Genomic DNA, 15267 nt, shown 5'->3' with positions numbered 1-15267 from the left:
TCTTCCCGTGAAGTCGAGAATATTTTCGAGAACAGTGACATGATCATCATGCTGAATCAGGCGGCGGGAGACCGGCAAATTCTCGCAAAGCAGCTCAATATTTCGCCCCATCAGCTTTCCTATGTGACCCACTCCGGCGAGGGCGAAGGGCTGCTGTTTTTCGGCAATGTCATTCTGCCGTTTGTGGACCGTTTCCCCACCGATCTGGAACTCTACCGCATTATGACCACCAAGTTGGGTGAAGTCTCGGAGGGCGCGCAGAAATGAGTGAACCGAAGCTGAACATCAAAGAGGAAACGTCCGCAAAAAAGACCCGTTCTCCCCCGAAGAAAACCAAGGTAGAGCAGACGGTGCCCAAAACGAAAAAGCTGAAAACCGATGCAGATAAAGCTGCGGAAAAGGCACAGCATCTGCGGTTTGGCAAGGCGGAACTGACCCCGGACGAACTGAGCCGGTTGAGCAAGGCGCAGAAACGAGAAATGTACGCAGCCCATGCTGCCCGGTCTGCGGTGCATCGGGAGGTTGACCAGTACGAGGACGATAATGTGGGCACGCAGGCTTTAAGCGAGGGCGAAAAGGCAGCAGGAAATGTCCGTGATATTTCCAAAAGCCGCTATGCCCGGAAGCTCAAGAAGAAAGCCAAGATGCAGGGCAAGAAAGGCACCAAAACCGCAAAATCTTCTGCACAGAAGCCGACTTCGGCACAAGATGCAGGCGCATTCGGCACCGGTGAAGGCGGCTCCAACTGGCTTTCCCGCTGGAAACAGCGGCAAGAAATCCACAAAAACTACTATGCCGCCGCACGGTCGGGCACGGCGGCGCAGACCGCAGGCGGCAAAGCGGCATCCAACGGTGCATCTGCTGCCCGGTCCGGCGTGGAACAAACCGTAGAAAAAGGTAAAACCGCCGTCAGCACTGCCGTAAAGGGGCTGATGAATGCTGCCAAAGGCAACGCACACGTTCTGGTGATCGTGGGCGTTTTTCTTTTGCTCATCCTCATGGTGATGTCTGGCTTTTCCTCCTGCGGCATCCTCTTTTCCGGCGGCACACAGGTATCCGGGCAGACCATGTACTCCGCCGAGGACCGAGACATCCGGGGTGCAGAGCAGGACTACAAGAAGCTGGAAAAGGAACTGGACAAAAAGATCAAGCGCACTCCTACCGACCACCCCGGCTACAACGAGTACCAGTACCATCTTGATCCCATCGAGCACGACCCATGGCAGCTGACTTCGTATTTAACCACCCTTTACGACGATTACACTCGCAGCGAGGTACAGGGCAAATTGAAGGAGACCTTCAAAAAGCAGTACAAACTGACCACATGGGTAGAGGTGCAGATACGGTACAAGACCGTTTGGGTCATCAGTCCGGCAGGAATCCCGGTTCCCACGCAGGTGCCCTACGAGTACAAAATCTTCCACACCAAATTGGTGAACAAAGGGCTGGAAGTAGTTATCCGGGAGGAACTGGACAACGACCAATGGAAACGGTACGAGATCTTTCAGGACACCTTGGGCGGTCGGCCTTATCTGTTCAACGGTGGTCTGCCGCCCGGTGGCTCGGATGGTTCCGGCACGCCGGGCATCGACTATCAGGTTCCGGCAGAAGCCCTGACGGATGAGGAATTTGCCGCCATCTACAAGGAAGCCCAAAAGTATGTGGGCACGCCCTACGTCTGGGGCGGCTCTACCCCGGAAACAGGCTTTGACTGTTCGGGCTATGTCTGCTGGGTATATAACCAGAACGGCTACGATGTAGGGCGTACCACCGCCAACGGATTATGGCAGAAAAGCCAGCACATCTCCGAAGCCGAAGCAAAGCCCGGAGACCTTGTTTTCTTTGAAGGAACGTATGATACCCCCGGAAAAAGCCACGTTGGAATCTACCTCGGAAACGGCATGATGGTCAGTGCCGGAGACCCCATCAAGTACGCAAACATTCACTCGTCCTACTGGGAGAAGCATCTCGCCGGGTTCGGACGGCTTTCAAAATGATTGGAGGAATTACTATGAGCGAAAAATCGGATAAGCTGCGGGCGATGTTGGCAAAAGAGAAGGAACGCCGCATCAAACTGAACAATCGTATCGAGATTCTGGAGCGGCGCATTCAGGAGGAGGATTCCGCCGAGGTCAACGAGATGGTGCGAACTGCAAAGGTCACGCCGGAACAGCTTGCTGCCTTGCTGCGGCAGTCGGCAACCGCCACCCCGACCCCAGCTGCGCTGTCTGCCGTGGGTGCAACTTTTGAGAAGGAGGTCGGTGCAGATGAAGATTAAGAAACTGGGTGCGCTGCTGGTATCGGCGGCACTGTGCGCTGGCATGGCGGCTCCCGCTTTTGCTTTTGAGGGAGAAGCCGCCCCGGTGGAGCAGCCGGTTCTGCCGGAAGTCGTGGAGGAGGATGTTGTCACCATCACAGATGAAACCTCTGGTGCCCTGACCCCGGAGGGCAATCTGACGCTGGTAGATGACTACCACACCGACTATTCCGATGGCAGCGGTCAGCAGTTTATTACGCTGGTCAGCAAGTCGGGCAATACGTTCTACTTGGTCATCGACCGCAACGCCAAAGGACAGCAGACCGTTCACTTTATGAACCTTGTGGACGAAGCTGATCTTCTGGCTTTGATGGAGGAAGAAGATGCGGATGCCTATACCGCTGAAAAGGAAGCAGCGGCGCAGGCAGAACAGGACAGACAGAAAGCCGAGGAAGAAGCCAAGAAAGCCGCAGAAGAAGCGGCGGCATCTGGCGAGGAACAGCCCAAGGAAAACAAGGTCACAAAGATCGCATCGGGCTTTCTGGGTGTGGTCGTGCTGATTGCGCTGGCGGCAGGCGGCGGCTTCTATGCTTTCACAAAGCAGAAGCAGAAAAAGCAGGCCGAAGAAGAAGCCCTTGACCCCGATGCAAACTACACCGAGGACAAGGGCGATTTTGAGATTCCTGTGGAGGATGAGCCGGAAGAGGCCGGCGAGGAGGATACCGAACCCATCTGATTTTAAGGCGGCGTTTTGCCGCCGTACATATCCAAATGAAAACAGATTGGAGGGAACGCTTATTTCAATTCTAGTTGTAGCAGAAAAGCCATCCGTCGCTATGTCCTATGCAAAAGTCCTTGGCGCTACCAGCCGCAAAGACGGCTACCTTGAAGGCAATGGCTATCTGGTGAGCTGGTGTATTGGTCATTTAGTGGAGCTGGCACCGCCCAATGTCTACGATGCCAAGTACGTTAAGTGGAGCATTGCAGATTTGCCCATCCTGCCGCAAAAGTGGCAGTATCTGGTGTCTGCGTCCACCAAAAAGCAGTTTGGCATTTTGCAAAAGCTGATGCACCGCCCGGATGTGGATAGCATCGTGAACAGCTGCGACTCAGGGCGCGAGGGAGAACTGATCTTCCGCTTGGTGTACCAGCAGACTGGCTGCAAAAAGCCCTTTTCACGCCTGTGGCTGTCCAGCATGGAGGAAAACGCTATCCGAGAGGGCTTTGTCCACCTCAAACCGTCAACTGAATACGATGCGCTGTACAATGCAGCACTCTGCCGGGAACGTGCCGACTGGATGGTCGGCATCAATGCGTCCCGGCTTTTTTCATGCCTGTACGGTCAACCGCTGGCGGTAGGGCGTGTTATGACCCCGGTGCTTGCCATGACCGTGGTACGAGAAGCCGCCATTGCTGCCTTTGTGCCAGAGAAATTCTGCACGGTTGCCCTGACCCTTGCAGACGGCGGCACCGCATCCAGCAAGCGGTTTGCACAGAAAGCGGATGCTGAACTGCTGCTTTCCAAGTGCCGAAAGGAGGGGCGCGTTACGGTGCAGAAGATGGAACGCAAGGAGAAATCCGAAAGCCCGCCGCAACTCTATGACCTTACCGCATTGCAGCGGGATGCCAACCGTCTGCTGGGATTTACGGCACAGCAGACCTTGGATTATGCCCAAAGTCTTTACGAAAAACGACTCATCACCTACCCCCGCACAGACAGCCGATTTTTGACGGAGGATATGGCGGCATCCCTTCCGGGGCTGGTGACAGATACGGGCAGGGCGTTTACTGTGGAAGAGTCGTTTCCCATCCATGTGCAGCAGGTCATCAACGGCAGCAAGGTCACCGACCACCATGCGCTGCTGCCTACGAAAAGCATGGCAAACGCAGATCTTGCCGCCCTCCCTGCCGGGGAGCGGAATGTTCTACGGTTGATTGCTGCACGGCTGCTCTGTGCCGTAGGCGAACCGCACTGCTATGCAGAAACTACGCTCACCACCATCTGCGCTGAAGAGGAGTTTTCCGCAAAAGGCAAGGTGGTGCTGTCCGACGGATGGAAAGCTATCGAGCGGAAAATGCTGGGCGATTTGCTGGGCAAGAAAAAAGAACCTGCTGTTCTGCCGGATGTGCAGGAGCAGAGTGAGTGCGGCATTATCGGGGCCGAACTGAAAGAGGGTCAGACCTCAGCTCCAAAGCATTTTACGGAAGATTTACTGTTACACTCGATGGAAACCGCCAGTGCAGACAGTATGCCGGAGGGCGTGGAGCGTCAGGGCATCGGCACCCCAGCTACCCGTGCTGCCACCATTGAAAAGCTTGTGCAGAAGGGTTTTCTGGAACGCAAGGGCAACAAGAAAACCAAGGTGCTGCTGCCTACCGACAAGGGCAAAGCCCTGATTACGGTGATGCCCGAAGAAATCCAATCCCCGGAAATGACCGCCGATTGGGAAACGAAGCTGCTGCGCATTGAGCGCAGCGAAATGGAGCCGGAAATTTTTATGACTGAAATCAAAGAGATGATCTCCTCGCTGGTAACGACCACCGAGGCTAGGAAAGGAGCGAATGCGCTTATGAAAAACAGAATCATTGGTGTCTGTCCGAACTGTGGGAAGCCTGTCGTAGAGCGTGAAAAGGGCTGGTTCTGCGAGAACCGGGAGTGCCGTTTCGTGCTGTGGAAGGATAATGCGTTCTTCAAGCGTCTGGGCAAGCGTCTGGACGCTCATGTGGCGGACAAGCTGCTGCGGGATGGTCGGGTCCGTCTGAAGGACTGCAAGAGCGCCAAGGGCAAGACCTACAACGCCACCGTGCTGCTGTCCTGTGAAGCCGATGGCCGCAGCAAGTTTTCTCTGGAATTTGAAGGAGGGTGCTGATGGAGCAGATAAAAGAAGCGGTCTACCTTATCAACGATGAACGCTATCTGCATCTCCGAGAAAACGGTGCAGGGGTCGGCTTTTCCACTTATAACAAGGTAACTGGTGAGCCGCTGGAAAGCGGGCAGATCTCGGAAAAGAACCTGCCGCCCGATGGCAGGAACGCCATTCCTGCTGCCCGGAACTGGTATCTGTTTGAACTTTCGGACGATGACCGCAAGGCCATCCAACAGGAAAGCGTAAAGATCCTCGAAAACATCCCGCAAGCTGGTATCGGCAGACGGCGCATCTGGGAGCCTGAAACGCTACCGAAGGATATTCGTCTCATCAACAGCCACTATGACGACCTCTACCGCATTCCCGATGGCGGAGTTGTACAGGTGGATTACCCGGATGGGCGCAGCTTTACGGCACGGCTGGAACATCTGGATGATTACCACTTTGACATGGGCGGTTTGGGCAATGTGTTCCACATCTGCCAGTTTGCCGAGGTCATGGAACGAAACCATGCAGACTTCTACCCCGAAATTCAGACACAGGACGAGCAGGCTACATGGGAACTGGGCGGCAAGGGCTATCTTGCTATCCAGTCCTGTGAGGACGGCTGGGACTACACTATTTACCACAGTGATTATTCCGTAATGGACGGTGGGCAGCTGGATGCCCCGGAACTGACCATTCAGGAAGCCCGTGAGCAGATTCTGGAAGCGCACCACATGGAAAAGGGGCGGCGGCTACTGCAGGACTACGATGCCGTCATGGACAAAGTTGCGGAAGCCGAGGAGCTGAGTGCAGACCATCGCCCTTCCACACTGGAAAAGCTGGCAGAACTGGCAAGTGATACGTCTACGCCAAAATCGTCTGCACGTTCTGCGCCAGAACTGTGAGGTGGACGATGCAGCAAAAATGGAACCAGAATTTTGACGGTGAACCCATGACGGACATCCCGCAGAAGTTTCTGAACGCAGGGTGCGATGTTTATATGGTGATGCAGCTGCGGCATGACGAAAAAAACCTCGATGAAAGATTTGCTTCCATGCGGGAACTGCATCGTCGTGGCAAAACGCCAGACCCGGAGCATTATGAGGTCACCTACTATGCTGATTTGCCCGCCATGTGGCAGGATGTGCCGAACAACGAGATTTTGGAAGAACTATTTCAGATGTTCAACCTCTCCCGTCCGCAGGATTTTGAGGGGCACAGCCTGTCGGTCAGCGATGTGATCGCACTCAAACACAATGGCGAGGTGTCTGTGCATTATGTGGACAGCATCGGCTTCAAAGATTTACAGAGGTTTCTGGACAAGCAGCCGGAACGCCATTCGGTACTGATGAATTTCAAGGAAAAGTGCGATGCCCCGGAGTGCAATCCAACCGTCTGCCGGAAAGCGAGGGATGCCCATGAACTTTAACCACGAAGAGCTCATGCTGATGATGCTCTACAACTCCGGCACCCGGCTGGGGCTTATCCATGAACTGCGGCTCATGCAGTGCTACCTGATGCCCGATGAGACTGCCCTGCGGGAACTGTCGGAGGGAGTTATCGAAAAGCTGAAACTGCTGACCGATGCAGAGTTTGCCGAACTGAAATTCCCCCCGGACTGACCTTTGCCGCCTGCGGGCGGCGTACATAGGCTCTTTTGTTACGAAAAATTTTCGCAAACCGCAAGAAACTGGGCTTGATAGAATACTTCCATTCATGCTATACTAAAGCCAGTTTTAATGCACAGAAAAATTGAAAGCGGAGGATAGCCAATGGATACCACTAAAAGATCACCCATCGACCGCCTGCTCTTTGCCACTTTTCTGAAAGGCCGCACTTCTTCCCGTGATGTATGGGAAGAAAAAGGCGATATGACCCCCGAAGATAACCAGAAGATCATCGAGGAGACCAACGAGATCATCAACGATGATTCTACCTATCCCTTCATCAGCTACCTGTCCGACCTGCTTGCAAAATCCAAGCCTTCCGATGATGTCAAGAAGCTGCACGACTGCATTGAAAAAGTTGCAGTTGCATTGGGGCAGGACAGCACCGATGTGTTCCGTGCGCTCCTTGCCAAGCTGATCGAGGAGCCGGAAGAAAAGCAGACCTTTGACCGTCTGCTGGAGATGGCAGAAAAGTTTGCTGCAAAACACGAATAAAATACCATAGATTCCATAAGCGAGTGACCTGAAAAGGCCGCTCGCTTTTTTGTTTACCATGAACTTGAAGGGAGGAACGCTATGCCAAGCAAAACTGAAGAATATCTCGCCCTTGCCCAGCGCACAGCGAACGGGATGACCCGGTACTGGGAAAGCTGGACAGCATACCTGACCACCGCATCCCGGCTGTATAAGTACCCCTTTGCAGACCAGCTTATGATCTACGCCCAGCGACCGGATGCCACCGCCTGCGCCGACTTTGACATCTGGAACAACCGGATGAACCGCTATGTGCGCCGGGGAGCCAAGGGCATCGCCCTGCTGGACGAATCCAGCGGATTCCCTCGTCTGCACTACGTTTTCGATGTGTCGGACACCGGGGTGCGCCGCAATTCTCGTGACCCGGAGGTGTGGCAGCTCGGCCCTGATTTGGTGCAGCCGGTTTCGGAAATGCTCGCCGCCACCTATGGCATCAGCGGAGAGCGTGTCAGCCAGCAGCTTGCGGACGTTGCAGGGAAACTGGTGGCAGATTACTGGGACAACAACGGCGGGGACATCCGCGCCATCGTTGACGGTTCGCTGCTGATGGATTATGATGATGCCGGGGTGGAGATGCAGTTCAAAAGCGCTGCTGCAATCAGCGTCACCTACACGCTGCTGGAACGCTGTGGATTTGAGCCTGCCGGGTGGTTCGACAAGGACGATTTTCAGGCGATCTACAACTTCTCCACCCCGGATGCCGTCTTTGCCCTCGGCGCAGCCGTCAGCGACATGAGCCGGGAGGTCTTACGCCAAATTGAGCGCACCGTTAAAACAACCATTCGCCGCCGCAATGCAGAAAGGAGCCAATATGAATACGAACAGCAGGAACGTGACTTACTCGACCGTCGGGGACTACCAGCTCCCGAACCTGATTCTGAACCAGCCCCGGAAGCCGCTGGGCAAGTACGGCAGGCTGCGCCGGACGTACCTGAAAGACCATCGCCCAGTGCTGTACAACACGATGCTCCTGAACGGGAGCCTGTACCCGCACCTGATGGAGGTGGAGCAAACAGCAGAGGACCGGATGCAGCAGACCATAGCACAGCTCTTGAAACAGACCCCCGCCCCGGACAAGGAGCAGAATCAGATGGCATGGGTGCAGCACATGAACAGCCTGCGGGCACAGGCAGAGGAACTGGTGCTGATGGAATTGATTTACAGTTAAGTTTCTTTGATGCCCACATCCCCACCGAAGTCCAGCAAATTGAAAAAATCGACCAAGCGGAGAGCGAAAAAACGCCCTCCGCTTTTTCGTTATCTCAAGCGGAAATTGAGAACGAACTGCGCAAGCACGGTTCAGGATTTATGGGCGGTAAACAGCGCATTATGGCACTGTACCAGACCCAGCCTGACCGCAGCCTCCGTGCCAAGGCTCTGGCAAAGGAGTACGGTATCGGTGGGCACTCCCACGATTATCTGGATGGCAGCAGAGGGTTTGTCAACCACGACTGGAAGGGACTGGAATTCGACCATTATCCCGACCACCAGAAAATCACCTTAAAATGGGCACAGGTGGAACAGTATATCGACCTGATGATCCAGTCCGACCGTTACCTGACGGACAAAGAGAAAGAGCATTACACGCCCCCTGCGCCTGTCAACGCAGAGCCGGATGTTGAGCTTGCTCGTGCCAAAAACCTGATTCGGGAGTTTTGTCAGGAGGAATACGACTCTGAGCCGGACTTCTCCAATTTGTCCAAGATCGGCGTTGCCTACACCAACGCCACGGATGAGGAGATCCCCATTCAGGTCAACGTCGATCTGGTGGGATACCGTGTGGAGCGGTATCTGGGCGAGGTGCTGATAGACGAGCGGCAGTATGAAAGTCTGGAGGACCTGGCCGAAACCGAGCTGGAGGCGCTGGATTTTTCGGAACTGGTCAGCGTCACGGACGAGGAACTGGAGCACTACCACAGTAAGGCGGAGGAACGCCCGGCACTGTTGCCGCTGGATGCCGCTACCGAGTACAACGCCCTGAAGGAGCAGCACCCGGATGCGCTGGTGGGCTTTGAGCAGAACGGACAGTTTGAGTTTTACGCAGATGACGCGCAAAAAGTCAGTGAACTTCTGGGCGGAAAGCTTCTGGAAAAGGAAACGCCACTGGGCACCGTCCCGGTCACCGGCTTTCCCCGCGACCAGTGGGCATACCGTGCCAAGCAGCTGTGGCAGTGCGGCGAGAACGTCTATCTTGCCGGGCTGAACGAGGACGGCACTCATCACCAGACCAAGTACCTGCGCCGGGAGGATTATCTGCCGCTGGGTGCTACCATCCACATGGAAGGGCGTACCTTCCGAGTGGATACGGTAAACTTTGATAAGGACAGCGTTACCCTGCAGGATGTGGCACTGGCAGAAATGCGGATGCCGATTTTCCGGGAGGAGCCGCTGGCTCTTGTCCGGGAGTTGTACGAGCAGGAACAGGATGTGATGGAACACCCCCTACCCGATTACAAGGTCGGTGACAATGTTATCGTTGACCTTCCTACCCGAACTATCGAAGGCAAAATCGGCTATGTAGGCGAAACGGATGTGCGCATCGACACCAGCGCACAGGGGCAGTCGTGGGATAACGAAGTTATCAATAAGCAACAATTCGAGGACGGTCTGCGGCAGGTCACGCCGGAACTGACTGACGAAGAACTGGATGCGCTACCCATTTCTGCCGTGATGGACAGAAAGGTGCAGACCTTCCCGGATGCCGCAACCTTGGATGAAGCCCTGAATGCTGAACCTGCGCCAGAACCTGCCGGGAACTTCCACATCACGGATGATGATTTGGGTGTCGGAGGCCCCAAACAGAAATTCGCCCGGAACATCGAAGCCATCCGTACCCTGTTCAAGCTGGAGGAGGAGCACCGTGGTGCCACCGCTGAGGAACAGCGGGTTCTTTCCCAGTATGTAGGCTGGGGCGGTTTGGCAGATGCCTTTGACCCCGGCAAAGATAGTTGGGCAAAGGAATATGCAGAGTTGAAAGGACTGCTCTCCGAGGACGAGTATGCCGCCGCCCGTTCCAGCACTCTGAATGCTCACTACACCTCTCCGGTGGTGATTCGCTCTATTTATGATGCGGTCGAGAAGATGGGCTTCCAGTCGGGAAACATCTTGGAACCGTCTATGGGCGTGGGCAACTTTTTTGGTATGTTACCAGATTCTATGCAGAGCAGCCGCCTGTATGGTGTAGAACTGGACAGCATCACCGGGCGCATTGCGAAAAAACTGTACCCGCAGGCTGACATTACCGTTGCCGGATTTGAAACCACCGACCGCCGTGATTTCTACGATTTAGCGGTGGGCAACGTGCCTTTCGGTCAGTACAAGGTCAACGATAAAGCGTACAACAAGCTGGGATTTTCGATTCACAATTATTTTTTTGCGAAAGCCATCGACCAAGTGCGTCCGGGCGGCGTAGTGGCGTTCGTCACCAGCCGCTACACCATGGACAGCAAGGACAGCACTGCCCGCAAACACATGGCAGAACGCGCCGATTTGCTGGGGGCTATTCGATTGCCCAACAATGCGTTCAAGGCTAATGCTGGCACGGATGTTGTCAGCGACATTATCTTTTTGCAGAAGCGTGACCGCCCTGCGGATATTGAGCCGGACTGGGTGCAGCTTGGCAAGACCGAGGATGGCTTTGCCATCAACCAGTATTTTGTAGATCACCCGGAAATGGTTCTGGGCGAGCTGACCACCGAAAGCACCCAGTACGGACGAGAGGAATTGACCGTTGCACCTATCGAGGGCACCAGCCTTGCCGACCAGCTTGCAGAAGCGGTACAGCATATTGAGGGGCAATACACCGAAGTTGAGGTAGAAACACCAGATATTGCGGATGTCGAAAACGAGAAGCACATTCTCCCGGCTGACCCGGACGTGAAAAACTTCTCCTACACGGTGGTGGACGGCGAAGTGTTCTACCGGGAAAATTCCGTGATGACGCAGGTGGAGCTGTCTGACACCGCCAAGGGGCGCGTCACCGGCATGGTGGAACTGCGGCAGATCGTCAACGAGCTGATCGAACAGCAGTTGAACGATTACCCGGACGAGGACATCAAGGCAACACAGGAGCGTTTGAACACCGCCTACGATGCTTTTACCGCAAAATACGGTCTGCTGAACGACCGCAAAAACGGGCGGCTGTTTGAGCAGGATTCCTCCTACTATCTGCTGTGTTCGCTGGAAAATCTGGACGAGCAGGGGCAGCTCAAATCCAAGGCGGCGATGTTCACCAAGCGCACCATCCGCCCGGAGCGCACCGTCACCAGCGTGGATACCCCCAGTGAAGCGCTGGCAGTGTCCATCGGGGAACGCGGCAAGGTGGATTTGCCCTATATGGCAGAGCTGCTGGGCACTCCCGGTGAGTACGGGCGCATTACCACCGAACTGTCCGGTGTGATCTTCAAAGACCCCAGTGCCGACCCTGCCGATCCGGAAGCGGGGTGGCAGATGGCAGACGAGTACCTGTCCGGCGATGTACGGGCAAAGCTGCGAATGGCGCAGTTCGCCGCCGAAACCAACCCGGAATTTGCGGTCAATGTGGATGCGCTGATTAAGGCACAGCCCAGAGAACTGGAAGCATCTGAAATTGATGTGCGGCTGGGTGCCACATGGCTTGCGCCTGAAATCATTCAAAAATTTATGACCGAGACTTTCCAGATCCCCTACTATCTGCGTCATGCAGTCAAGGTGAGATATTCTCCGTATACCGCAGAGTGGCGTGTGGAGGGTAAAACTGCCACCGGGCGGGGCGATATTATCTCCTCCGAGACCTACGGCACATCCCGTGCCAATGCCTACAAGATTCTGGAAGAAACCCTGAACCTGAAAGATGTCCGCATCTACGACACCATCGAGGATGCTGATGGCAAACCCAAGCGTGTGCTGAACAAGCGGGAGACCATGCTGGCGCAGCAGAAACAGCAGGTCATCAAGGACGCTTTTGCGAACTGGGTCTGGCAGGACCCCCAGCGGCGCATTGCGCTGGTGAAGCAGTACAACGAGCTGTTTAACTCCACCCGCCCCCGTGAATACGATGGCTCCCACATCCATTTCGTCGGCATGAACCCGGAGATCACTCTCCGGGAACACCAGCGCAACGCCATTGCTCATGTGCTTTATGGCGGTAATACGTTGCTTGCACACGAAGTTGGCGCAGGCAAAACCTACGAAATGGCGGCATCCGCTATGGAAGCAAAACGGCTGGGGCTGTGCCAGAAAAGTCTTTTTGTAGTGCCCAACCATTTGACGGAGCAATGGGCATCGGAGTTTCTGAATCTCTATCCTAACGCCAAACTCTTGGTGGCACGGCGCAAGGACTTTGAAACTGCCAACCGCAAAAAATTCTGCGCCCGCATCGCCACCGGCGACTACGATGCCGTCATCATCGGCCATTCGCAATTTGAGCGCATCCCGCTGTCCTTTGAACGGCAGGAGCGCATCATTCAGGAGCAAATTGATGAAACGCTTGCCGCCATCAACGAACTGAAAGCCCATGCAGGTGAGAATTTCTCCATCAAGCAGATGGAAAAGACCCGGAAAACGCTGGAAACCAAGCTGGAAAAACTGCGCTCCGATGAGCGTAAAGACGATGTAATTACCTTTGAACAACTGGGCGTTGACAGGCTTTTTGTGGACGAGAGCCATTTTTACAAGAACCTCTTTTTGACCACAAAAATGCGGAATGTCGCAGGATTATCCACCAGCGAAGCGCAGAAATCCAGCGATATGTTCGGCAAGTGTCGCTATCTGGATGAGATCACCGGCGGGCGGGGCGTGGTGTTCGCCACGGGCACGCCCGTGAGCAATTCCATGACCGAGTTGTACACGGTCATGCGGTATTTGCAGTACAGCACCTTGCAGCAGAAAAAGCTGACCCACTTCGACTGCTGGGCATCCACTTTTGGAGAGACCACCACTGCAATCGAGCTTGCGCCGGAAGGTACAGGCTATCGGGCGAGAACGAGATTTGCCAAGTTCTTCAACCTCCCGGAACTGATGTCCATGTTCAAGGAGGTTGCGGACATTAAAACATCCGACCAGCTCCATCTGCCTGTGCCCGAAGCGAAGTTTGAAACCGTGGTGGCGAAACCGTCCGACATCCAAAAGGAAATGGTGCAGGAACTGAGCAAACGTGCCGCAGAAATCCACTCCGGTACCGTGGATGCCTCAGTGGACAATATGCTCTGTGTCACCAACGACGGCAGAAAGATCGGCTTGGATGTGCGCCTGATGAACCCCATGCTGCCGGACGACCCCAACAGCAAGCTGAACGTATGCGTTCAGAACGTGCTGAAGATCTGGGAGGAAGGCAAAGACCAGAAGCTGACCCAACTTTTGTTCTGTGACCTCTCAACACCAAAGAACGATGGCAATTTCAACGTCTACGATGACATTCGCAAAAAGCTGGTTGCTGCCGGTGTGCCGGAAAACGAGATCGAGTTTATCCACAACGCAGATACCGAAGCAAAAAAAGCGGCATTGTTCTCCAAAGTGCGCTCCGGCGATGTGCGAGTTTTGCTCGGAAGCACGGCGAAAATGGGAGCGGGCACCAACGTCCAGTCCCGGCTTGTGGCGGTGCATCATCTGGATGTTGGCTGGAAGCCCAGCGACATGACCCAGCGCAATGGTCGCATCATCCGTCAGGGCAATATGAATAAGGAAGTCAAGGTGTTCAATTACGTCACGGAAGGGACATTTGACTCGTACTTGTTTCAGACCCTTGAGAATAAACAGCGGTTTATCAGCCAAATCATGACTTCCAAATCTCCTGTTCGCTCCTGCGAGGATGTGGACGAACAGGCACTTTCCTATGCGGAGATCAAGGCATTGTGTGCTGGAAATCCATTGATTAAAGAAAAAATGGATTTGGACGTGCAGGTGGCAAAGCTGAAGGTGTTGAAAGCCGACCACCAGAGCCAGAAATTCCGCTTGCAAGACAAGCTGCTCACAAAATTCCCGGCTGACATTCAGGAAACGAACGCCTATATTGCCGGGCTGAAAGGGGATGCACAGCTTGCCGACGCCTATCCGCAGGGCAAGGAGGAGTTTTGCGGCATGACCATCAAAGGTGTTGCCTACGATGAGAAAAAGACCGCCGGTGAGCGTCTGGTGCTTGCCTGCTCCGAACTGCCCAACGCCGAAGAAAAAGTGATCGGCAGCTACCGGGGCTTTGAGTTGTCTCTGCGGTTCGATACCTTCCGCAGCGAATATCAGGCGATTCTGAAGGGGCAGCGGAGATACCCGGTGCCCTTGGGCACCGACCCACTGGGCAACATCATCCGTCTGGATAACTCCCTGAACAACTTCCCGGAGCGTATCACCGCCGCAGAAAACGAGCTGGATACCCTGCATCAGCAGCAGGCAGCGGCACAGATTGAGGTGGAAAAGCCCTTCCCGCAGGAGGAAGAACTGGCAGAGAAGTCCGCACGACTTGCAGAATTGAACGCTCAGTTGGATGTGGACGAAAAGAGCCACGAGCCGGAACAGGATGAGGAAGAACAGGAGGATGCACCTCGCCGTCCCTCGGTGCTGGCGGCACTGGAAGAAAAGTCGGACAAGACGGAGCCGGTGAAGCCCTTCCGCAGTTATTACGACAAGGATGGTGATGCCCGGTGAGCGACCGCCGCGACCAGCAACTCCATTTCCGGGTCAGCAAGCCGGAATTGGAGCGGATTCGGAACAAAATGGAAGCCAGCGGCATCCTGAGCATTGGCTCCTATCTGCGCAAGATGGCACTGGACGGGTATTGTCTGCATCTGGATCTGCCGCAGCTGCGCCGGATGGCGTATCTTTTGCAGATGTGTAGCAACAATCTGAACCAGTACGCCAAAGTAGCCAATGAAAACGGTCAGATTTATACTGCCGATCTGGAGGATTTGCGCGCCCGGTTGGATGAACTGATCAGCGTCAGCAAGCAAATTCTTGCAAAGCTGACCGAGCTGTAACACTGCCCGCA

Annotated in this window: 10 protein-coding genes and 1 pseudogene; all 11 read left to right on the top strand. The window is 54.8% G+C overall.

Annotation, left to right across the window (positions count from 1 at the left end; all coding sequences use genetic code 11):
- Nucleotides 1-267, top strand: a pseudogene (locus C7J97_RS12170) (VirB4-like conjugal transfer ATPase, CD1110 family); the annotation flags it as partial.
- A complete protein-coding gene (locus C7J97_RS12165) occupies nucleotides 264-1997 on the top strand; it encodes a C40 family peptidase (protein WP_113993098.1) in 1734 nt (577 codons plus the stop codon). The pseudogene C7J97_RS12170 and the gene C7J97_RS12165, both read left to right, overlap by 4 nt.
- A 14-nt stretch (nucleotides 1998-2011) precedes the next feature.
- The gene (locus C7J97_RS12160) at nucleotides 2012-2278 is read left to right on the top strand and encodes a DUF4315 family protein (protein ID WP_113993099.1); all 267 of its coding nucleotides are present in this window, start codon (nucleotides 2012-2014) and stop codon (nucleotides 2276-2278) included.
- Nucleotides 2268-2993, top strand: coding sequence for a DUF4366 domain-containing protein (locus C7J97_RS12155; protein ID WP_170126669.1), 726 nt, complete (start codon nucleotides 2268-2270; stop codon nucleotides 2991-2993). The genes C7J97_RS12160 and C7J97_RS12155 overlap by 11 nt, the downstream gene beginning before the upstream one ends.
- Nucleotides 2994-3093: 100 nt before the next feature.
- Nucleotides 3094-5127: a DNA topoisomerase gene (locus C7J97_RS12150; protein WP_242983513.1), complete on the top strand. Its 2034-nt coding sequence runs from the start codon at nucleotides 3094-3096 to the stop codon at nucleotides 5125-5127.
- Complete coding sequence (locus tag C7J97_RS12145; protein ID WP_113993101.1) at nucleotides 5127-6014, top strand: LPD16 domain-containing protein; 888 nt, start codon at nucleotides 5127-5129, stop codon at nucleotides 6012-6014. The genes C7J97_RS12150 and C7J97_RS12145 overlap by 1 nt, the downstream gene beginning before the upstream one ends.
- 8 nt (nucleotides 6015-6022) lie before the next feature.
- Nucleotides 6023-6538, top strand: a complete 516-nt coding sequence (locus C7J97_RS12140) for a YodL domain-containing protein (RefSeq protein ID WP_113993102.1) — start codon at nucleotides 6023-6025, stop codon at nucleotides 6536-6538.
- The gene (locus C7J97_RS12135) at nucleotides 6528-6731 is read left to right on the top strand and encodes a transposon-transfer assisting family protein (protein WP_113993112.1); all 204 of its coding nucleotides are present in this window, start codon (nucleotides 6528-6530) and stop codon (nucleotides 6729-6731) included. The genes C7J97_RS12140 and C7J97_RS12135 overlap by 11 nt, the downstream gene beginning before the upstream one ends.
- 150 nt (nucleotides 6732-6881) lie before the next feature.
- On the top strand, nucleotides 6882-7271 hold the full coding sequence (locus C7J97_RS12130; protein ID WP_113993103.1) for a hypothetical protein: 390 nt from the start codon (nucleotides 6882-6884) through the stop codon (nucleotides 7269-7271).
- Between the two features lie 81 nt (nucleotides 7272-7352).
- On the top strand, nucleotides 7353-14927 hold the full coding sequence (locus C7J97_RS12115) for a DEAD/DEAH box helicase family protein (RefSeq protein ID WP_455709121.1): 7575 nt from the start codon (nucleotides 7353-7355) through the stop codon (nucleotides 14925-14927).
- On the top strand, nucleotides 14924-15256 hold the full coding sequence (locus C7J97_RS12110) for a plasmid mobilization protein (RefSeq protein ID WP_097791173.1): 333 nt from the start codon (nucleotides 14924-14926) through the stop codon (nucleotides 15254-15256). The genes C7J97_RS12115 and C7J97_RS12110 overlap by 4 nt, the downstream gene beginning before the upstream one ends.
- Nucleotides 15257-15267 lie beyond the last annotated feature (11 nt).

Source organism: Faecalibacterium prausnitzii (assembly GCF_003324185.1).
GTDB lineage: Bacteria > Bacillota > Clostridia > Oscillospirales > Ruminococcaceae > Faecalibacterium > Faecalibacterium prausnitzii.
This window is presented reverse-complemented; position numbering and strand designations above follow the sequence as displayed.